The sequence below is a fragment of the Gracilimonas sp. genome (assembly GCF_017641085.1).
GTDB lineage: Bacteria > Bacteroidota > Rhodothermia > Balneolales > Balneolaceae > Gracilimonas.
Map to the genome: position 1 here is coordinate 800,608 of NZ_JAEPPI010000003.1, position 21,106 is coordinate 821,713.

17 protein-coding genes are annotated in these 21,106 nt (G+C 43.0%); 9 read left to right on the plus strand and 8 right to left on the minus strand.

Annotated features, from left to right (window positions below; all coding sequences use genetic code 11):
• Nucleotides 1-52: 52 nt before the first annotated feature.
• The 4 genes from JJ941_RS14505 to JJ941_RS14520 form a co-directional block, all read right to left on the minus strand.
• Entirely contained in the window at nt 53-1,012 is a 960-nt protein-coding gene (locus JJ941_RS14505) for a hypothetical protein (RefSeq protein ID WP_290966732.1), read from the minus strand.
• A gap of 4 nt (nt 1,013-1,016) precedes the next feature.
• Complete coding sequence (locus tag JJ941_RS14510; RefSeq protein WP_290967004.1) at nt 1,017-2,972, minus strand: PEGA domain-containing protein; 1,956 nt, start codon at nt 2,970-2,972, stop codon at nt 1,017-1,019.
• A gap of 240 nt (nt 2,973-3,212) precedes the next feature.
• Complete coding sequence (locus tag JJ941_RS14515) at nt 3,213-5,132, minus strand: hypothetical protein (protein ID WP_290966735.1); 1,920 nt, start codon at nt 5,130-5,132, stop codon at nt 3,213-3,215.
• A gap of 5 nt (nt 5,133-5,137) precedes the next feature.
• Nucleotides 5,138-6,682 (minus strand): hypothetical protein, encoded by a 1,545-nt coding sequence (locus JJ941_RS14520; RefSeq protein ID WP_290966738.1) that lies wholly within the window; start codon nt 6,680-6,682, stop codon nt 5,138-5,140.
• A gap of 151 nt (nt 6,683-6,833) precedes the next feature.
• On the opposite strand from JJ941_RS14520, the gene JJ941_RS14525 reads away from it, so the two are divergent.
• Nucleotides 6,834-7,394 carry an LPP20 family lipoprotein gene (locus JJ941_RS14525; RefSeq protein ID WP_290966740.1) on the plus strand — a complete coding sequence of 187 codons (561 nt, stop codon included), beginning with the start codon at nt 6,834-6,836 and terminating at the stop codon, nt 7,392-7,394.
• A gap of 81 nt (nt 7,395-7,475) precedes the next feature.
• On the plus strand, nt 7,476-8,165 hold the full coding sequence (locus JJ941_RS14530; protein WP_290966743.1) for a hypothetical protein: 690 nt from the start codon (nt 7,476-7,478) through the stop codon (nt 8,163-8,165).
• Here JJ941_RS14530 and JJ941_RS14535 read toward each other — a convergent pair.
• Nucleotides 8,162-9,886: an ATP-dependent DNA ligase gene (locus tag JJ941_RS14535; RefSeq protein WP_290966746.1), complete on the minus strand. Its 1,725-nt coding sequence runs from the start codon at nt 9,884-9,886 to the stop codon at nt 8,162-8,164. The two genes, JJ941_RS14530 and JJ941_RS14535, sit on opposite strands and share 4 nt — an antisense overlap.
• Nucleotides 9,887-10,038: 152 nt before the next feature.
• On the minus strand, nt 10,039-11,031 hold the full coding sequence (locus JJ941_RS14540; RefSeq protein WP_290966749.1) for a hypothetical protein: 993 nt from the start codon (nt 11,029-11,031) through the stop codon (nt 10,039-10,041).
• Nucleotides 11,032-11,380: 349 nt separating this feature from the next.
• Here JJ941_RS14540 and JJ941_RS14545 point away from each other — a divergent pair, with 349 nt between their 5' ends.
• From JJ941_RS14545 to JJ941_RS14565, 5 genes are all read left to right on the plus strand, one after another.
• Nucleotides 11,381-11,578, plus strand: coding sequence for a DUF3185 family protein (locus JJ941_RS14545; RefSeq protein WP_290966752.1), 198 nt, complete (start codon nt 11,381-11,383; stop codon nt 11,576-11,578).
• A 234-nt stretch (nt 11,579-11,812) separates the two neighbouring features.
• Entirely contained in the window at nt 11,813-12,343 is a 531-nt protein-coding gene (locus JJ941_RS14550) for an N-acetyltransferase (protein WP_290966755.1), read from the plus strand.
• A 172-nt stretch (nt 12,344-12,515) separates the two neighbouring features.
• Complete coding sequence (locus tag JJ941_RS14555) at nt 12,516-13,058, plus strand: hypothetical protein (RefSeq protein ID WP_290966759.1); 543 nt, start codon at nt 12,516-12,518, stop codon at nt 13,056-13,058.
• A 97-nt stretch (nt 13,059-13,155) separates the two neighbouring features.
• Complete coding sequence (locus JJ941_RS14560; protein ID WP_290966762.1) at nt 13,156-13,446, plus strand: FAD-dependent oxidoreductase; 291 nt, start codon at nt 13,156-13,158, stop codon at nt 13,444-13,446.
• Nucleotides 13,394-14,356, plus strand: a complete 963-nt coding sequence (locus tag JJ941_RS14565; protein WP_290966765.1) for an FAD/NAD(P)-binding oxidoreductase — start codon at nt 13,394-13,396, stop codon at nt 14,354-14,356. Before JJ941_RS14560 ends, JJ941_RS14565 begins: the two co-directional genes overlap by 53 nt.
• A gap of 106 nt (nt 14,357-14,462) precedes the next feature.
• Here the strand turns inward: JJ941_RS14565 and JJ941_RS14570 are convergent, their stop codons facing one another.
• Complete coding sequence (locus JJ941_RS14570; RefSeq protein WP_290966767.1) at nt 14,463-15,407, minus strand: TerC family protein; 945 nt, start codon at nt 15,405-15,407, stop codon at nt 14,463-14,465.
• On the minus strand, nt 15,407-16,339 hold the full coding sequence (locus JJ941_RS14575; protein WP_290966770.1) for a hydrogen peroxide-inducible genes activator: 933 nt from the start codon (nt 16,337-16,339) through the stop codon (nt 15,407-15,409). The genes JJ941_RS14570 and JJ941_RS14575 overlap by 1 nt, the downstream gene beginning before the upstream one ends.
• A gap of 94 nt (nt 16,340-16,433) precedes the next feature.
• Between JJ941_RS14575 and JJ941_RS14580 the strand changes: the two genes are divergently transcribed.
• Together JJ941_RS14580 and dnaE are read left to right on the plus strand one after the other, a co-directional pair.
• Complete coding sequence (locus JJ941_RS14580; RefSeq protein WP_290966772.1) at nt 16,434-16,703, plus strand: acylphosphatase; 270 nt, start codon at nt 16,434-16,436, stop codon at nt 16,701-16,703.
• Nucleotides 16,704-16,797: 94 nt separating this feature from the next.
• Complete coding sequence (gene dnaE, locus JJ941_RS14585) at nt 16,798-21,012, plus strand: DNA polymerase III subunit alpha (protein WP_290966775.1); 4,215 nt, start codon at nt 16,798-16,800, stop codon at nt 21,010-21,012.
• The last annotated feature ends 94 nt before the right edge of the window (nt 21,013-21,106 follow it).

Sequence of the window (21,106 nt, forward strand, 5' to 3'; positions counted from 1 at the left end):
GTTGATAAACGTAGAGTTAAATAATTTTTTTGAATCCATATTTCTCCTGAGCTTATTGAATTACCTCTGCCTGATCAAACTGCAGAATGTCTATGTCAAAGCCCTGGGAGGACTTCAGCACAGAAGTGTTATGTATGGATAAACTGGTATTTCCCTGGAAACTTCCGGTTGGAGCGAAAGTGATTTCACAAACGGCACCGCCTCCGGAGATAGAAGCACTGTTTCCGGCTATGCCTGCTTCTATAGTTATAAAATTCGAGTTGATCTCCGGCTGTACATACACAAGCGTATTACTGCCATCCGGATTTAAAAAGCTTCCGGTTTCCCCAAAAACCTGTACATCGGTAACGGTCAGGAGTGCATCATCGTAATTGAGTACCAATGAAAAAGCGGTCAGGTCATCACTTTCCTGAATTTCATCCAAATAAATTTCCGCGGTGTAGGTCCCGTCATTGTTACTGCTGATTTGATAAGGATTAAACAGGAAGCCGCGGCTTTGAATAGCGTTTACTGAGAATTGCCCGGTGAAGGTTTCGTTTTTAACACCACAGTTTCCATTGGGTATATATTCTGCAAATATTTCAAATGCATAATTTTCCCCGTTAAAAGTTTCGTTCAAGTTCGGTATTGTAACTGACTCAGACTCATTTATAGACTGCCAGTTTGCATTGGCAATGCTTTCACCTGGAGCGGCATACCTGAATTCGTAATTGTAATCAAAATTTAAGGTAGTACCCTCTGAGCTTACCACGTCCCATTCAAGGGTAAGTTCCCGCTGATTTACTTCAAAGGGTGAGTCAAAAGAATAGCTCGAATTTGTAAAACGTAAGTTTGGCAGAACAAAATTTTCGTTACAAGGATCATTTTTGTTTACTGCTCCATCGTCTTCGTCATTAGGTAGTTCGCTAAATTGATCTAAGATGTTATCGCAGGAAATCATTGCTCCCGTTATCAGAAGTAAAAGTAGGAGTGAAGACAGCTTATTGAAAATATTCATTGTTCGGTTTTTCATAATCTTAAAAATTTACTCTCATGCTGAGGCCGTTATTCCGGGCATTAAATTCAATCTTCGCGTTCTCGAGTTTCTTTTTATTGGATTTTTGTAGCATTAAATCAACGATCTCAACTCCCTTAATCGCTAAATAAACTGATAAACCAATAGAAGCCTGCTTTAAAGCATCATCGGCATCCTGATAATGTCCTCGGTAATTTGACCTGAGCTCTTCGAATCTATTCGATCCTGCTGATTCTTTTTTGTAGAGGTCTAACGCTGTTTGGTACTTATTGTACGAATTATTGTAATCCACATACGACTTAATACTATAGGCCAAGGCACCACCTCCTGCCAGAAAATACAGCCATCCTCTTCCGCCTTTGCCCAAGTAGCCATGCCCGACCCCGGGGAAAACAGCACCTGGTATTACCGATCTAAGCACGGCCTTGCCTTTACTTCGGGGCTGGAACTCATCTACAAAAGTGATCTCCTGGCTTAATGAGTTAACCTGAACCTCTTTTGTTACATCGTCAAAGCCATCTTTTTCGATGGTAACTTCATACGTTCCATAGGTCAATGATGGTAGAGTAAAAGGCATTGTACTATATTCCCTGCTGAATCCGGGTCCTTTTAATGTAATTTCAGCTTCTTCAAATATTCCATCTACTGTAAGAGCGCCTTTACCATCAATCTGAGCAAGATCCATACTGATGATTTGGTCATAATCACGGATAATTTCAATTTGGCGAGTCTTTGTCTCAAAATTATTTAAACTGGCCCTTATCTCATACATCCCCACTGGCAAACCTTCTTTTGAAAAATTACCTTGCCAAGATTCAATTTCTTGCCCGTTTTTTAATAATGATACATTCGCATTTTCCTGATCAATTGAAAAGAAAAGATTGCCGGTAATTTGAGTTAAATTAATTTCTCTGCTAAGAGAATCACCAAGCTCGATTGTTATATTTTCTTGCTGTCTGTCGTATCCCGGTGCTCTTGCTTCTAATGAGTAAACCCCTGGTCTAAGCTTAATTTGGTCATAGTCACTTATTATTTCATTATCAATAAGTAGAACGGCATTTTCTGGTGATAAGCTTACAGACAAATAACCGACAAATTCCTGTAGGTTATAATTAAACTCAGTGTTTTCACCAGTAAAATCAATTTCATCAACAACTCTTGAATAACCGTCAAGAGTTAATTCTATTTTATATTCTCCAGGGTATTCTCTAATAGTTAGAGGTGTAGTTCCTCTACTCCCAGGCTCGTCATTAAGTGTAACAGATGCTCCAGCGGGTTCAGAGGTAATAGTGACAGGAATTGGGTTAATTCGTTGCAGATTATATGATGGGTTGTTTGTAGTTTCTGCTGAAACAGTGATAGTATCATTTACAAACGCGTACTGAGGTTTTCGTACCTGTATATAGTGAACACCCGTAGTTAAGGAAGTATCAAAAACAGTGGTATTTAAAAGTCTAGGAGTACCATCTATTATTAACGTGCTATTTTCTGGATTCACCCTGAATTGTACGGGAGCAATACTGGCGTCTTTGTCACCCGTAATGATTAATTCCCAAACCTTACCCTCATCCAGATCAATTCCTACATCATTTAGAACGATATCTAACTGGATGTAGCCATTTTTATAAACTGTAACCATTCTTTCATTGGCAGATAGATATAGTAGAGTAGACCCCGGATCCTGGACGGTTTTTATAATTCCATTTCTAGCCTCAAAAACCAAGCCCGTTAAATCGGATTTCACTCTAATACCGGCTGCTAAGTTTCCGTTTATGTCTCTATTATCATCCCTGTCTTGAATCAATTCACCGGAAGAAATGGATACTGATCCCTCAACTACTCTCATCTCTGAAGGCCCATCGTTTTGATCTTGAGCTTTAAGATTTGTAATAGAAGAAAAACCAAATACAAATATACCTAATATGTACAAAGTAGAACGAATATTAATTTTATACACTTTATTCAATTATTTATGATTAACCCTACAAAGCCATTAATGGATTTGATCAGAATAAAAAAAAATTAAGATTTAATGACTACATAAATATGCAGTAAACTATTATATACCTTTCCCATAAAAATCTAAGAAAGTGAAAAAAGTAGTGTGAAAATCCCCAAATTTTCACCCACTATTTACCCCAACTTTAATGATAATCTATCAGTCATCTCTAAATCATACAAGAGAGATAATAGTTTATCATGAATTTACTTTAAAATTCCCCAATTCAACCAAAGCCTCGTCAGACCACTCTTTGGGTTGCCAAGCTCTTACATAAATTTTTGGTTTATCACTATTGAAGTCTATTAAGAGAAATAAATATCCTTCATCAGAGTAATTGGTCGATTGATAGCTTTGCCTCATGCTAATACCATAAATGCCTTCCTGATTATTTTTTCTAAGGATATTGAACGTCGAAAAACCTAAGTGAATGTCAGGCTTTGATGCAAAGAGAAGGGTCTGTCGTTCCAAGAACTCTTTCTTTGTCTCCCGAAGATACTCCACATCCGGTTGGCGTTCCTGATTCTGTTCATAAGCAAACTTATCGCCAGAGCTACTATTATCAACTTTAAGGACTCTTCCAGTTATAATTACAGCTTGTTCTGCAAACATAGTCCCAAGTTGTTCTACATTTCTTGTTAAATAGGCAGTCCTGTATTTTTCTACAAACTTGATCATTACCTGTCGTTTATCCCAGTCATTTCCATATCCAGATTGGCGGCGAAATTCATCATACATTCCATCCATTACACCAAAATTTACATCTTTTACTGAACCTGTGGAATCTAAATCAGGAACTAAATACTCTTTTGTTTGGAGATTGATTGAGGGATAACGAGCAGTGGTTGTTAATTGACGAAACTCCCATCCATTACGAGTTTTATTAATCTCAGACTTCGAAGTATTATTAGATACACTAAGATTATTGAAATCTTCAATATCTGTCAGCTTTTTGTTCAAGAATTCATCTTCTTGCCATTCTGGGTTTTCAACCCCAGAATTGAAGTATTCCTGTAACGATGTAAGGTGAGATGGTACTAACTCTTTGAGTTGTTCTTCACTCACTGCAATTTCCTTCTCATCAAGATCAGATGAATCGCCAGATTCCCCCATAAAAGTGTTAAGTGTAAAGGTCTCATTCATTGCTGCAAAAGACACCTTTTCTTTAAGCTCTTCTTTTTTGCTTTCTGAAATTGGTTGGTCTAATCTGACTCTTTTTGTGTATTTGAAAGGGGGGCGTTGTACTAAATTCCAAAGGTCACTTACTTCTTTTATTTCCCCTCTGTTTTCGTAATAGTCATACTTTACATTTATTTGTATCTCTCTAAGCATCGTACTAGAGCCATACAGGTTAATAGTTGCAGTTCCATCAATCGATTTAGCAGATACTGAATTATTACCATCCCAAAAACTAAAATCCAGAGTTTTTGCTTTTTCACCATCAACGAGAACAGCTAAAGTAATCTCTCGATTCTTATCAGTAAGCATTTCATCAGAAAGAACTTCAAATGATGCAGATTGCATTATTGAAGGAATCCTGAACCCGGGTTCTACATACAAGTTATCACCATTATGCATCAGGGTAGATTCCGGGATGGAATTCAACAGTATGATGCTGAAGTAATAGTATTTAAGGGCATTGGCAAAGTTGCCTTCTTCTTCAAATTCCTCGGCTTTATCAAAAATATCCTTTACCAGCTGTTTCCGGTTTTCAAAAATCTCATTTACCGATGATTTTTGAATGTACCTGAACACGTAAATTCCACAATCACGGGGTTCCTTAAAGGTTTTAAGGTTTTTTAGCTGAGCCGATGAATAGGTTTTAACGATTCCTTCAACTTCCTGCTTATACTCACCCTGATTGTCGGTGATGCTTTCGGATACTTTATTAGTGAAAGATGACTCAATATTTACGGCAATTTTGGACAGCAGCTGATCGATAGCAGCAGACTCGCTTTCACTCTGATTTTGTGAACAGAATTCACCCCAGTAATGGTCATCACCGGCTTTAATGGCTTCGATGTCCGGAGTTTGGGCAAATGCGTTCGATGAAATAAAAACAGCGAAAAGCAGCGGTAGAATCAGTTGACTGATGGAATTTTTCTTTGAATAGTACATTGTGGTTATTGTAAGCTTACAATTTCTGGTTTTTCGTTTTTGTATTGAGTCATGGTCATTCCAACAGATGCGTTTATATAGGTCGGATCTGCAACGATATACTTTTTCCCTGAATGATAATGGCTGTCGCCTTCCACATTATTGCCGGTGAAGGAAACGGCGGTAGCAAGATGCTTACTGTATCTCAGTCCAACTACTTCTAATCCCACCAATTCCTGAACCAGGTTGGCAAAAAGGATAGAGCGGTCATCACAATCAGAATAAGGATAGAAAAGGGTTTCTTCGGGAATCATGTATTTCTCACGATCAAACTGGTCCTGGTCCGTTTTGTAGTCAAAGGCAGTTTGCACAAAACGGAGGAGGAAGTTCACCGCCTCTTCTTCGCTCATATCTGCGATGGCAGGGGCAAGTTTTTCATAAATCGATTTCTTGGACGATTCAGAAAGGGAAGCCGTAAAGAATACAGGGAGCTCGGTTAGCGGAAAATATTCGAAATAGGTAATCAAATTCTTGTCGATGGAAACCGGGATACTGTAGTCTTTTTCATTAAAGGAAAATTCGAGAGTTCGGGACTCAACATTCTTTGTATCGCCCAAATTCGGAAATTCTTTAATGGTAAGGTCCAGTTTTTTGCTCTGGCTTTGGTGTGAACCGGTGTAAGTGAAGATAGAGCTTGGAGTCTGCTTGTCTTCATTCAGGTCAATTACATAGTACTGTTCGCCATCCAGCGTGTAGTACTTGGTGTTAAATACATTGTATTCTACAGCAAATAGGATGTAAACATCATTTTGGTCGTACCCGATGCGCACTTTATATCCTGCCCGGGTTAGCAAAAACCAATTGTAAAGGTTGACCAGCTTCTTGTCGTAGCCTTCATAAACCGTATTGGCAAAGTCGTTGATCAGCAGCACGTAGCCCCAATCGTTCAGCTTTAATTCCTCACGTACTTTATTGGAGTAGGATATAATCGGATCGTGGTTTATCCGGCTCACTTTATCCCAAAACTCAGCAATACGTTTGTTATCGGTTTTTCTCATGGAAAATTCGCGGGGAGAATACAGAGCTCTGAGTTGAGTCGGGTATTCAAAAGGAATGGTAGAGGAGAAGTAATTGATGTTGGTGGAACGTGTCTCAATATCCCCAAACATCGACTCTTTGGGTGGTATTTCTATTTTAATAGGCTCAGGCTCGGGAGCGTCAGGTATATCAATATTAATACGTTCGCGAACCGGGGTATCGTCCTTGGGAGCGGTATTCTCAACGGTCGGTTTAGGCGGAGCCTTTGGGATGGTGATAGGCTTTCTTTCTTTGTAGAAATCAGACCCCTGGTTGATACCTACTTCTTCCCAGGTTTTTTCCAACATCTCAATAAACTCTTTATCGAATTTATCCTGATACTCTTTGAATTCAGCTTCTTGCTGTTTCTTCCATTTTTCGTACTCGGTATCCTGAGCAGAAACCATGGCCGGAATCAGTGAAAGGGATAAGAATAAAATCAGAAAAGCGGGAAAATATTTTTTCCCTGTATTATTGCAATCGAAAAACCCCATCTTTAAACCTCAACGTTACTTTTAGTAGTATATACGACAAAAATTGAACAAAATAGTGTGATAGTCAAATTAAAAAGATTTGTGTTGGTTGATATTTCATTTTATTATTCCCGAAACCAAATAATACCACAAAGGGGTAATTGATATGAAAATGAAATCTATTCTTTTAACATTATTCGCATTTACATTCATGGTTTCTTGCGGGGGCGAAAAAGCCGTAACCAGCCAGAGCTCAATGCCTAACTGGATCATGGTGCCACCTAACGATACTGAAGAATACTTCTATGCACCCGGGCAAGCTGAAAGCAGCCGTCAGGGAACTGCACTTAGAATGGCTCAAAGCAACGCTACCACAGCTATGGCTCAGAAACTGGAAGTAAAAGTTTCTGCCCTTCAAAAATCTTTTGAAGAAGAAGTGCAAAGCGGACCCAATGCCAACTACGCGGCTACTTTCTCAAGTGCCAGCGAGCAGCTCGTGAACAACACGATGAATGGTGTTACCCGCGACCGTGCCGAGTGTGAGCAACTAAATCCTGAAGTAACCGGTGGTAACGTAAACCAGCGTTGTTATGTACTGGTTCGTATGCCGGTAGGTCAGGCTCGTTCCGTACTTGAAAATGCACTTTCTAAAGACGAAGAGCTTTACACCAAGTTTAAAGCTTCCAAAGCGTTTGAAGAACTGCAAAACAAACTTCATGAATTAGAAGACTAAATTCGAAATAGAGTTTTCGTGAGATTTAGTCACATACTTTTAATTCAGACTGTTCTTATAAATTTAGTACTCTGTGGAAACTTGTTTTCGCAGAGTACTTTTTTTTTAGATGAAGACGAACAGCCCGTTCTGATCTATCAATCTGATACCGTACATGGATTCGGAATTGAACCGGTTTATTCCTATTCAGCAGAAGAAGAGTTTGAAGATGCCTGCCAAAAGGCACTTGATGAGTTGAATAGCAACTTGTTTATGTCGGTGTATATCGAAGAGTTTCAAACCAACGATTATTCAACGTATAACTTTCCTGAACTAAGTATCAGAGACACAGTACTAACTTTTGGTGATGGAATCGTTAAAAAAGATTCGGTCATCATTGATGAACAAGCAGTTTGTGTTGTAGGAACTACAAATTATGCAGACCCGATAAATGTAAAAATTCCATCGCTATCAGAATTATTTGTAGCCCCTCAGAAAATAGGGAATACATGGTTCGCTGTTGGTAAAACCCGGGCTACTTCCTACAACCCAAGTCTGGCATGGATGAAAGCTAAGAATAACGCTCTTCAGGATCTGACCAAGGCTATTCGCATTTCCGTTCAATCCATTGAACGACAGCTGGAAGAAGGTGACTATACTCAGTCGGGGGGAATTACCTATTTCAAATCCAACCTGATTTATAACGGTATCTATAATGTAAGGAGATACACCACTCATAAATCTTTTTTGACAGTTATTGCTGTCAAAGAAAGTGATGTAATTGAGTATTAGTCTTCGCGTTTAATTGTGAAGGAAGGATTTTTATCCTGTTTCAGCCGCTGCTGATTTATCTTTTTCTGATACAGCCGCTCCACATCTTTCAGGGTATCCACATCACCGGGAGATAAGTCCCACCTTATGGCCTTGAACCTGGGAAACCGAAGCGTGTAATTGGCCTTTGTTCTCTTGTTTTCCTGAATGTCATCAAATTCCAGTTCCACCACAATATCCGGATACAAACCCAGAGTCGGCCCGTATTTCTCTGCGGTGATTTTTTTGATGCGATCGTTCATCCTCTTTAGTTCATCATCGCTGTATCCACCGTAGGCTTTGCCAATAGGGATGAACTCTTCTTCGTACCGCTCATCGTCCCGAACCGAAACTCCAAGGGTGAAATCAGAGTAAGTACCGCCACGTTTACCGCTTCCGGCATGGGCATACATCATGATGGTATCAATGGAACCCCCGGGCTTTTTTACCTTCAGCCACGACTTCCTTCGCTGCCCGTACTCATAGCTGGAATCCTTTTGCTTCAGCATCAACCCTTCATTGCCATGGGCGAGGGCCAGCTCAAATAGTTCTTCAATGTGTGCCTTGGATTCTATTTCCTGTTGCGTGGTGATGGGAAGATTATGTTTTTCGGAGAGCCTCTGCAGCAATGTTCGTCGCTCTGTGAGGCTAAGGTCGAAGATGGGCTCCCCGTCGTAGAATAACACATCATAAGAAATAAGCAGGCAGGGATACTGTTCCAGTATTTTCTTTGAAGGCTTTTTCAATCCCATGCGTTTTTGTAGCAGCTGGAAGGGAAGGATGGTGTCATCTTTGAATACGCAGATTTCTCCATCCAGCACCAGCTCCGGTAATTCTCTTTCTGCAAAGAATTCCACAATTTCCGGGAAGGAATGGGTGATTTCATTCAGGTCACGGGAGTAAATCTGAATCTTATCACCTGATACATGCAGCTGGCAACGCATGCCGTCAAATTTTTCTTCAGCGATATAGGTGCTGTAATCCTCTACAGCCCTGCTTTCAATCGGGGAGGCCAGCATAAAGGCAATGGGCTGGAAAAGCGTGAACTTTGCCTCATCAAGGCGGTTATTTTTAGCAAGTACGGCCGTTTTACCGATGCTTCCGGTAATCATATGCACATAACGGACTTCATCCACTTTGTGGCCGAAAGCTTTGGCAATAGCCGAAACAATGCTTTTGGATTCAAACCCAATGCGCAACGAACCACGACCCATAATCCGCAGAAAGTATTTCACCTCAAGCGGAGTCATTTGGAGCCAGACTTCCTTCAGGATTTCCTGCTTATCGGCCCGGGAAGAGACTTCACAGAGACGGTTGAATAGATCTTCCACTTGTTCCAGCGACAGGTTTTCGGCCGTCCATTTTGCCCGAGCTTCCGGGATGTTGTGCAATAACTTCTCGATGGTTTCAGAAGAACTACCGGTTGCCGTTTTGGAAGGCTTGAACACCTTCTCGTAATCAATTTCACAAATTTCAGCAGCCAGGGTAGAGTAGGTGCGACTTCCCACCGAAGCCCGTTTCCCTGATACATCTGAAAAAGCCCCTTCCCCTAAAAACCGGGCAGCCCGTCTCAGGTCTTCCTCATCCAGCGACTTAAAATATTCCGCACAGATTTTAATCTTGGCATTACTCCCCCGCGTCTGATTGATCTGCTGGGCGATGTCAGCCAAAGTGTGGAAGGTATGGATGTTTGAGTTTGCCACGAGTTTATGATCTTGTAAAATTCAAAATTAATAATGAAAAATTTAAAATTGTTGTCGGTGCAGTTAAAGCAGCTGAAGTAGATTCAAGTATCTTTACTGGATTAGCCACTGTTGCCCCATTTTTTATTTTAAATTTTAATTTTTGAATTCCCCTAATCATCCTGTTCTCCCTCCATATCTAAAAACTGTGACGGAATATTTCGCTGGTCCAGATAATGCTTTACCACATCCGGATTGGGCGTGTGAGTGATATAGGTCATTTTGGGCTGAAGCTGTTCACAAAGAGAAATAAGTTCAAAGAAGTCGAGATGATCGGAAATAGGGATTAATTTATCTACCGTAAGCTGACTGCGTCTCGACTCCATCGCAGCCCATCCACTGCAGTAGGCAATTCGCTTCCTGCGGACGTTGGATGCAAAACCATTATTGATGGCCGAACTCGGACAAATCAGGATTTTTCCCTCACAAGTCTCCCGGTCATAGGTTTCATAATTACCCAGATCGATGCCTGCCTCTTCATACACATCACAGAGTTTAAACCCGGCGCCATGTATTTGCATGGGATGATTCAAATCCTTCACCAAATGCATGATTTCCTGCGCCTTGCCGAGATTATATGCCAGAAAGACCGGAGTATAACCTTCATCCAAAGCAGATTGAGCAAAGCCGGTGATTTCAGCATTCAGCTCTTCATAATCAGCCCAGCGGTACACGGGCAGACTGAAGGTTGCCTCGGTTATAAAGCTGTCGATTTGAGCATCGGGGAGTTCGAAGCCTTCGGTGGCGGGAGAGGGTGGAGTTCGGTAATCGCCGGTGTAGAGCAGGTTGCCAAAATCGCTTTCCACAAAGGTCATGGCGGAGCCGAGTATATGTCCGGCCGGGTAGAAGGTAACCCTGGTGTTCTCAGTTTCTATAGATAGCTTAAATGGTAGTTCCTGCACCCCGTACTTGGCTCCCCGAAGTTTCATGAACTTTTTAGTAGGTGCAGTCGCATACACCGCTTCGGCATTGGAGCTCCATGGAATGTGATCAGCGTGGCCGTGAGATACAAATACATGCTCTGCCTGTTTGCCGCTATAATCCAGCCCGATACCCAGCTGGGGCAGCAGTATTCCATGATTTCCGGCTTTGATGATTTTGAGCATGTGTTTTGTTTAGTCATTCTGAGCGAAAGCGAAGAATCTTCACAAGTTGTTCAAGTTAAGATCCTTCGGAGGTATCCTCAGGATGACCTGTCAAATGCTTTTTTCTTAAAAAAGTCGTCCCGGTTAATCCTGAATCTCCTCTTAACCCACTGGAGTTCCAGTTCCTCCATACACTAAACTAAGAAGAGCGGGTGACAGTTCGTGGCAGGGTGCTTTCTGTTTTTCTTGTCAGGAATTGTGATGTATGAATATTGAGACAGGTAAAAAACCAATCACTTCAGCTAAATCCTTATTGCGCTTGTTTCCCGGAATTCTTAGATAGGGTACAACTTTAATAAATACTTCTTTTATGAATCGTATTGTTGCTACTGCACTTCTTATTGCCGGCGGACTTCTTCTTTATTTTGGATATCAGGAATACAACTCGTTCGGTTCAGAACTTGATCAGGCCTTTGGCGGGTCTGGTTCTACCAATGCCATTATTATGCTGGTGGTTGGAGTTGTTGCCGTTATCCTGGGTGGGGCGAGGCTGGTAAAGAAGAAGTAGCTGAAAAGAACTTCATGGGGCCTTTCTGCAACCGCCTGACCCTATCTCTGTCTCTTTCCCTAACGCACTTTGTGAATAAGATGTTGGCTGGTCTATGCCTTAGATTTCAATCAGTGTCCTTGCTGAAACGGAAGGTATGCGCCAGGGAAAGAGGACGCATGACTTAGTTATGATGTTGAAGTCTATTTTCGGAAGGAGACTTAACTTTTCTATTATCTTCATCAAAAAAATTATATGAATATTACCATCCGAAGAGAAACCAAAGCTGACTATTCTGATGTATTTGAGCTTATCAAAAAGGCTTTCGAAGGAGAGGAGTACAGCGATCAAACCGAACACCTGTTGGTGGAGCGGCTTCGGGGCTCTGAGGCATTCATCCCGGAGTTGTCCCTGGTGGCTGAATGGGAAAATGAAATTGTTGGTCATATCTTGTTTACACGAATTCTAATCAAAAGTGAAAAAGAGGAGTGGGAGTCGTTGGCTCTGGCCCCGGTTACCGTTCTGCCGAACTATCAGGGAAAAGGGATTGGCGGTCAGCTGATCAAAGCCGGGCATAAGGCTGCACGGGATGCGGGTTTTACTTCCGTTATTTTAGTAGGTCATGCCGGATATTATCCCCGCTTCGGTTATCGTCCCTGTATGGACTTTGATATCAGCCTTCCTTTCGATATACCACCCGAAAACTGCATGGCTATTGAGCTTGAACCGGGTGCCCTTAAGGATGTTCATGGGGTTGTGGAGTATCCTTCTGAATTCTATAACTGAGCCTTTTAAATTACTTTATTCGTATCAGGGGTTAAACCGCATAGTACATAGCTGCTTCCCAAAATAGTGGCTGATAATTTTAGTAAAGGGACTTAACCCAACTCATAAAATCTTGCAAATTGACTCTCAAAGCTTTTCTTATTTTTTTAGGAGAAACAAATTCGGAGGTATAATGAGTATTATGGTATTGAATAATATGGGCATACTGCTTTTGACAGGAGTATTAAAAGAGGCTCAAATATACAGTGACATGCCACCGGAAATTAACTATACGATCCCGGAGCTGATCATTTCAGCTTTCATGCTTGTTATCTGTATTTATGCATTGTTTAAACTGTTTACACAACCAAGAGTTAAAGGTGATTTTAAGCTAATGCGCTGTCCGGAATGCGGTGAAGAACCCTATAAAATCTGGAAATGGTCAGGCCCGGGAGTCGATTTCAAAAAACGTATGCAGGGATTTATGACATGTATCCACTGCGGAAGTTATCTGAGAAAGATTCACAGCAGGGTATTTTATACATGTATTTTTGTAATGTCACTTTCTTATCTCATTATTTTTAGTATCCCGCTCTATCTCTCGTTTGAATCACAGCTCGGTCTTATCCTTTCAATTTTTGCTGTATTCGGCGGATTAATGGTAATCAGTTCGTTAATAGCTCTGTATTTACTGATAGCAAGAACCCGCTTCGTTCAGGTAGTAGCAAAGGATTAATAATTAGCCCTGCCTAGGTATATCGGCCTTCATCTAAAATTCATATACCGGATTATTTTTAATAGTAACCAATCTTTTATATAGACAGGAGGTCGTCATGAAAGTTTTAGTCGTAGGCGGTAATTTTGCCGGTTCAACAGCTGCACTTGAAATCAAACGGAAACTTGGAGATGAAGTTGAGGTCACGCTGATTGATCGCAATCCCGATTTCCTGTATATCCCATCCCTGATCTGGGTACCAACCGGTCGCAGAGAAATTTCAGACATTTCAATTTCCAGAAAAGAAGTTTTGGAAAAAAGAGGGGTGAAATTTGTCCTGGATACCGCCACAAGAATTGATACAGAAGCAGAAGTGGTGTACACAGAACACGGAGAGTTCCCCCTATGATCACCTGATTATAGCTACCGGACCAAAAGTTCGTTTCGATGCCGTACCCGGACTTAAAGAACATGGCTTGTACATCGGAACTCCAACGGGAGCCATGAAGACCCGCGAAAAGCTCGAAGAGTTCGTGAAGAATCCTGGCCCGATTGTAGTTGGGGCAACACAGGGAGCCGGTTGTATGGGAGCCGCCTATGAATTTCTATTCAACCTTGAAAAATGGTTGCGGGATAAGAAAATCAGGAAGAAAGTAGATCTTCACTGGATAACTCCGGAGCCATTTCTTGGACATTTTGGTATTGAAGGAATGCCGGGTGGTGAAACTATGCTTCGCAAATTTATGGACATGTTTCACATAACCTATCATACTGAGGTGGGCGTCAAAGAAGTATTTGAAGATGCTGTTGAACTGTCGGATGGAACCAGAATTGAGTCTCGCTTTACCATGCTCATGCCTCCGTTTACCAGAGTTGACCTGATTGAAAAATCCCAAAGCCTGAATGCCGGCGAAAATGGATTCATCCCGACTTTACCTACTTACAGGCACGAAACCATTGAGAATGTATGGGCAGCCGGATTAGCTGTAAATGTTACTGCGCCTTTCCAGCCCGGTAAAATTCCATTTAGTGTACCTAAAACAGGATATCCGAGTGATGTGACCGGTAAAATAGTAGCTAACAATGTGGTGAATGTGATCCGTGGTATCGATGAACAGGAAGAAAAGCCATGGGGCAAAATTGCCGGCTTATGCGTAATGGATGCAGGTGAGAAAGAAGTGCTGATTTTCAGTAACACGCTGTTCAAACCACGCAAAATTGCCATCATGATCCCGAATGTCCTCTTCGATTTCACCAAAGTATTCCTGGAAAAATATTTCCTCTGGAAACTGCGGCACGGGTATTCATACTTGCCATGATGTTGTCGACTTCGCCGATCGCTAATCGGTCTATCGATCATTCATAAATCTAATTAATTGCGATTGACCGGTTAACCGGATGATCGATTTTTGAAGTGATAGAGAACTACTCTTCTTCCGGAGCCTTGGGCATTTCCTTGTCTTCTTTGGGGAAGAATATGGAGGCGGCGATCGAAGCGATCAGAGCTGAGCCAACAAAACCTAATGCCCAGGGAGTGGGAACGTGGTAGAATTCGGCGATCAGCATTTTTATTCCTACAAAAGATAGGATGGCTGCCAACCCGTAGTGCAGGTAATGGAAAAGCTTCATTACTCCGTTTAAGGCAAAGTAAAGTGCACGCAAGCCTAAAATAGCGAAGGCGTTGGAGCTGTACACTAAAAACTCGTCGGTGGTTATGGCGAGGATGGCCGGGATGGAGTCGATGGCGAAAACCACATCGGTGGTTTCAATCACAATAAGCACAACGAAAAGCGGGGTAGCCATCAGTTTGCCATCAACGCGGGTGAGGAAATGAGGGCCATCAAATTTATTGGTAACGGGAATAAATTTGCGGGTTAGTTTTAACAACGGATTGCGCTCGGGGTGCACTTCTTTCTCCATCTCAAATGCCATTTTGATTCCGGTGTACACCAGAAAGGCACCGAAAATATATACGATCCACTCAAAGCGTTCGATAAGAGCTACACCTAAAAAGATGAACAGAAAGCGAAGCACGAGTGCCCCGAAAATTCCCCAAAAAAGTACTTTATGCTGGTATTTAGCCGGTACACCGAAATAGGAGAAAACAAGGATAAATACGAAGATATTATCCACGCTGAGGGATTTTTCAATCAGGTAGCCGGTGAAGTAGTCGAGGGAGCTGGCCGGATCCATATAGAAGTAAATCCCAACTCCGAAAACACAAGCCAGGAAAATCCAGACTCCCGTCCAGATCAGTGATTCCTTAATGGTGATCTCGTGTTCATTGCGATTGAAGACCATCAGGTCCACAATCAGCATAGCTACAATAAAAATATTGAAAATGATCCAGAGCGTTAAGCTGTGTTCCATTATTCAATAACCATCGCTTCTTCCTGAGATTCCAGTTCTTCGGGGATGGATTGCTTGATAAGGTCAGCAAAAGCTTCGATCAGGTTCTTCTTTAAAAACTCGCGGCTGTACACCAATCTTATTTTTCGGGAAGGGATTGGGTCTTCAAATTGCTTAACCACCCCGTTCGCACACTTTGTGTCGTAATCATTCATGGCGAGGTAGGGCATCAGGGTAATTCCAAAGTTTTGTTCTACCAGTCGCTTGAGTGTTTCAAGGTTGCCGCTTTCAAAAATGATGGGTGCTTTATTCAGCTTCTCGTTGTTCTGCTTGCAAATTTTGATGGTCTGATCCCGGAAGCAATGTCCTTCGTTTAGTAACCAAAGATCTTCTTTGTACAGGTCATCAATGCATAGCTTGTCTTTTTTGGCCAGTTCATGATCCACACTTACATAACCCAGAAAAGGCTCCAGAAACAAGTCTTTCTCATACATATGCTTATCGGTAGGCGTGGCTATGATGCCTACATCAAAATAGTCTTCATTGAGGCCTTTCAGGACTTCGGCGGTCAACGCTTCTTCAAAGATAAGTTCAACTTCAGGATAGGTATCCACAAAAGACTTCAGGAAAAGGGGAACCAGATAGGGAGCTATGGTTGGGATAATACCTACCCGAAATGTGCCTTTCAGGTTATCGCCCTGAACGGCAACCATATCTTCAATATGTTTGGCACCGCTTAAGATCAGCTTGGCCTGCTCAATAATTTCTTCCCCCATTGCGGTAGGAACTACCGGTGTTTTTGAGCGGTCAAAAATAAGTACGCCCAATTCATCCTCCAGCTTTTGAATTTGCATGCTGAGAGTAGGCTGGGTGATATAGATTTTTTGAGCTGCAGTGGCAAAGTGCCGGTGTTTGTCAACAGCAACGATGTATGAGAGCTGGGTTAAGGTCATATTCTTTGTATAATAATTGAACTCTAAGGTAAAGAAACCTTTTTATAATATTAGCAGACCTAAAATAGAACATTAAATACAAAAAGGTAGATTTGTGAAGAAACATATTTTCTTATCCGGGCGTGTTCAGGGGGTAGGCTTTCGGCATTTCACAAAAACCAAAGCCCGTTCGATTGGGGTAAAAGGCTGGGTCAGGAACCTTCCGGACGGTCGCGTCGAAGCCGTGTTCGAAGGAGATGAGAAGCTTGTAGATCAGCTCATCGAGAAGTGCAAAAAAGGCCCGCGCTCAGCGTATGTGCAAAGCATTGATGTGGAAGAGGAGAAAAGTGATGAATCATATACATCTTTTGACGTGAAGTTTTAAAAATTGTGGAAAACCCGTTGGCAACTTGGTCGGTTTTGCTCGGGCAAGAATTGTATATTCATCCTGAAGTTTTACCCGAAGCTAATGCACGTATATGTATCTGATATTTGATACCGAGACCACCGGTTTACCGAACGACTTTTCTGCTCCCATCACCGATTTGGATAACTGGCCCCGGTTGGTTCAGCTTGCTTGGCAACTTCACGATCATACCGGAAAGCTTATCAACAGTGGTAACTATATCGTGAAGCCGGAAGGGTTTACCATTCCTTTCAACTCAGAAAAAATTCACGGCATCTCCACCGAGCGGGCAAATGAAGAAGGGGTGGATCTTGAGTTTGTGCTGAAAGAGTTTTCGAAGGATATCAACAAAGCGCATTTTCTGATCGGGCATAATGTCAGTTTTGATGAGAAGATTATGGGGGCGGAATACCTTCGGAAGAAAATTCCATCTGCCATTATCGACAAGCCCAAGATTGATACCAAAGATGACGGTACGGATGTAGCTAAAATCGAGGGTGGACGCGGGGGTAATTACAAATGGCCGTCGTTGGGGGAATTGCATCATGCTTTATTTGATAAAGGCTTTGAAGACGCCCACGATGCCGCCGCTGATGTAGAGGCTACCGCCCGTTGTTTCCTGGAGATGGTCAGAATTGGTGCGACCAAGGTCAATTTCCCGATGGATGCGAAGCTGTATGAGTCGTCCCAGAGTTATATAAAACGGGAAGAGTATATTGATCTCGTTTCCCCGTCCCGCTTCAAGACCAAGCAAACCAACGAAGAAAAAGCGGCTCAAAAAAAAAGTGGAGATCAAGACGGAGTTGATGCTGAGCTAATTGAGAAGGCGACTTTTACCCATCTTCACAATCACTCCAAGTTTTCGGTACTTCAGGCAACAGCCGGAATTAAAGAATTAGTAGCCAAAGCTAAGGATGAGGGGATGTCGGCAGTTGGACTGGCCGACCTTGGAAATATGTACGGTGCTTTTGCCTTTGCGGCAGCGGCCCATGCTGCGGATATCAAACCAATTATTGGTTGTGAGTTTTATGTGGTTGAGGACCGGCTTCAGAAGAAATTCACCCGCGATAATAAAGACCGGCGCTATCAAATCCCGATGTTTGCCAAGAACATGAACGGGTATAAAAATCTTTCCAAATTAAGCTCCATTGGTTTTACGGAAGGGTATTACTATAAGTATCCCCGGATTGATAAAGAGGCAATTGCCAAGTATGCGGAAGATATCATCTGCCTGAGTGGAGGAGTGCGGGGCTGGCTGGCCGACCTGATTCTTAACAAAGGGGAAGAGTTTGCCGAGGAAGAATTGCAGTGGTGGATGGATACCTTCGGGGATGATTTTTACCTGGAAGTTTTGAATCACGGTCTGGAAGAAGAAAAACGGGTGAATGAGGTCTTTAAATCTTATTCTGAAAAGTATGGGGTAAAGCTGGTTGCCACGAACAACGTGTTTTACCTGGAAGAAGAAGACGCCAAAGCCCACGATGCCCTGATTTGTATTGATGATGGCGAACTGATGAGCACACCCAAAGGGAGAGGCCGTGGTTACCGTTATGGATTCCCGAATGATGAGTTCTACTTCAAGACGCAGGATCAGATGAAGGAGCTCTTTGTGGACATGCCTTCCGCCATCGAGAGCACTCAGGATATTGTTGATAAAATTGAGCCTATTAAGCTGGAGCGGGATGTGATTCTGCCCAACTTTGAGCTTCCCGAAGGTTTTGATACCGAAGATGCCTACCTGCGCCACCTGACGTATGAAGGAGCCAAGCCACGCTACGAGGAAATGACCGATGAGGTGGAGGAACGTATTGAACTGGAGCTCGGCATTATTCAGGCAATGGGCTTCGCCGGGTACTTCCTGATTGTACAGGATTTTATTGCTGCTGCTCGCGATATGGGCGTTTACGTAGGTCCGGGAAGGGGTTCTGCCGCGGGTTCGGTAGTAGCCTATTGCACCGGGATTACCAATATCGATCCACTGGAGTATGATCTGCTTTTTGAGCGTTTCCTGAACCCGGAACGTGTGTCTATGCCCGATATCGATATTGACTTTGATGATGACGGGCGACAACGGGTCATCGAATATGTGGTAAATAAATACGGCAAAGATCAGGTGGCGCATATCATCACCTTTGGGTCGATGGCAGCACGTTCTTCAGTTCGGGATGTTGCCCGGGTGCTCGACCTTCCGCTGGCCGATGCTGACCGTATCGCTAAACTGGTGCCGGAACGACCCGGAACTTCACTTGATGATGCTTTTGCTGAGGTAAAAGAACTACGCGACATTAGAGATGGAGAAGGACTGGAAGCGGAAACCTTGAGAATGGCTTACGTTTTGGAGGGGTCGGTACGGAATACGGGGATTCATGCTGCCGGTGTTATCATTGCCCCCGATAAACTCACCGAATACATTCCGGTCAGTACGGCCAAAGATGCAGATCTCTATGTAACGCAGTTTGACGGCAGTGTAATCGAAAATGCCGGTATGCTAAAGATGGACTTTTTAGGGCTGAAAACCCTGTCTATTCTGAAAACAGCCATCGGTTATGTGAAAGAGAATTTCGGCAAGGAATACAACCTGGATGACATTCCGCTGGATGATGAAGCCACCTACAAAGTCTTTCAGCAGGGCGGAACGGCCGGGATTTTCCAGTTTGAGAGTGACGGGATGCGCAAGCACCTCAAAAACCTGAAGCCGACCAGCATCAACGACTTGATTGCCATGAACGCCTTGTACCGACCGGGTCCTATGCAGTTCATTCCGGATTACATTGAGCGTAAGCACGGACGGGAGAAAGTAGAATACGATCACGAGGATTTAATCGAGCTGCTGGAACCAACCTATGGGATTATGATCTACCAGGAGCAGATCATGAAGGTAGCACAGCGAATGGGCGGCTACTCACTTGGTGAAGCGGATGTACTCCGCCGAATCATGGGTAAGAAGAAGCCGGAACTCCTTCCGCCTGAGGAAGAGAAGTTTGTTAAGCAGGCGGTTGAGAAAGGATATGATGAGAAAACCGCCAAACAGGTTTTCGACAAGATGGCCATGTTTGCGGGCTACGGATTTAACAAATCTCACTCTGCGGCTTACTCGGTAGTGGCTTATCACACCATGTATTTCAAAGCCAATTATCCGGCTGAGTACATGGCTGCGGTGATGACACACAATATGAGTAACATCGATAAGGTGTCGGCTTTTATTGAAGAGTGCCAGCGCATGAACATCCCCGTTGATCCTCCGAACATCAACACGGCGTGGGGTAAATTTCGTCCGAAAGAGGGACGGGTACAATACGGGATGTCGGCTATCAAAGGAGTGGGATCTTCAGCCATACAGCATATTGTGGAAGAGCGGGAAGAGAACGGGGATTATACCTCCATTTTTGATTTTGCTACCCGGGTTGACCTCAAAGTCTGCAACCGGAAAACGCTGGAAAGTTTAATCATAGCCGGTGCTTTCGATACGCTGAATCCCAACCGGGCACAGTTACATCACTCGCTGGAGGACATTCTGGCTTATGCCGTGCGCAAGCAAGAGGAAATTCGCCTGAACCAGGGGAACTTGTTTGGCGGAGAAAGCGGAAGCGCAGCTTTACAGGAGCCGAAACTGCAGGAGGTTCACCCATGGACTCAAATTGAACGCCTCAATAAGGAGCGTGATCTGATCGGGTTTTACCTGAGTGGACATCCCTTAAGCCGATTCAAAGAAGAAATTCGATTGTTCGGAAAACAGAACCTCAGTGATGAAGTTTTTGGTCAGATGAATGACCGGCAGGAAATCCGGTTCATCGCTATTATTACCGGTGTAAAAAGGGTGACTGATAAAAAAGGTCGTCCGTTTGCCTTCCTTCAGGTTGAAGACCTGAACAATTCCACCGAAGTCATCGCTTTTAGTTCAACCTATGATAAGTACATGGGGCTTCTTCAAACCGATAATGTGTTGTTTATCGATGGAACCGTGGATACGCGAAGCGGTCAGCCCAAAGTAATAGCGAATTCGTTTGAACGGGTTGAAAATCTGCGTGAGAAATTTCAGGAACAGCTGAATCTGAGGATCAGCCTGAAAACATCGGACTTGCAGAAAGACCATCTCAAGCAGATCGAAACTCTGTTTTCCATTAATAAGGGAAGCACCCAGGTTAAACTGGCCGTTTACAGTGAAGAGGCGAATGCGCCGATCAAAATGAACGTCCGGAATTTTGTGGTGGAACCGAATGATGACTTATTGCGGGGTTTACGCGATGTGTTGGGAGAAGAAGCGGTGCAGCTGGTGCATGGGAGTTAAGGTGGTTAAGCACCAAGCTCCAAATTCCAATGACCAATATGTACTCAGCAACTCGTAACTCAAATCCTCACCCTCCAACTCATAAACCCCCGCT

Bases quoted from the DNA above. Each gene is read 5' to 3' on its own strand.
- JJ941_RS14555 (WP_290966759.1), top strand. From the start codon at position 12,516: ATGAGTATTATGGTATTGAATAATATGGGCATACTGCTTTTGACAGGA.
- JJ941_RS14515 (WP_290966735.1), bottom strand. From the start codon at position 5,132: ATGTACTATTCAAAGAAAAATTCCATCAGTCAACTGATTCTACCGCTG.
- JJ941_RS14560 (WP_290966762.1), top strand. From the start codon at position 13,156: ATGAAAGTTTTAGTCGTAGGCGGTAATTTTGCCGGTTCAACAGCTGCA.
- JJ941_RS14570 (WP_290966767.1), bottom strand. From the start codon at position 15,407: ATGGAACACAGCTTAACGCTCTGGATCATTTTCAATATTTTTATTGTA.
- JJ941_RS14505 (WP_290966732.1), bottom strand. From the start codon at position 1,012: ATGAAAAACCGAACAATGAATATTTTCAATAAGCTGTCTTCACTCCTA.
- JJ941_RS14525 (WP_290966740.1), top strand. From the start codon at position 6,834: ATGAAATCTATTCTTTTAACATTATTCGCATTTACATTCATGGTTTCT.
- JJ941_RS14540 (WP_290966749.1), bottom strand. From the start codon at position 11,031: ATGCTCAAAATCATCAAAGCCGGAAATCATGGAATACTGCTGCCCCAG.
- dnaE (WP_290966775.1), top strand. From the start codon at position 16,798: ATGTATCTGATATTTGATACCGAGACCACCGGTTTACCGAACGACTTT.
- JJ941_RS14575 (WP_290966770.1), bottom strand. From the start codon at position 16,339: ATGACCTTAACCCAGCTCTCATACATCGTTGCTGTTGACAAACACCGG.
- JJ941_RS14550 (WP_290966755.1), top strand. From the start codon at position 11,813: ATGAATATTACCATCCGAAGAGAAACCAAAGCTGACTATTCTGATGTA.
- JJ941_RS14520 (WP_290966738.1), bottom strand. From the start codon at position 6,682: ATGGGGTTTTTCGATTGCAATAATACAGGGAAAAAATATTTTCCCGCT.
- JJ941_RS14545 (WP_290966752.1), top strand. From the start codon at position 11,381: ATGAATCGTATTGTTGCTACTGCACTTCTTATTGCCGGCGGACTTCTT.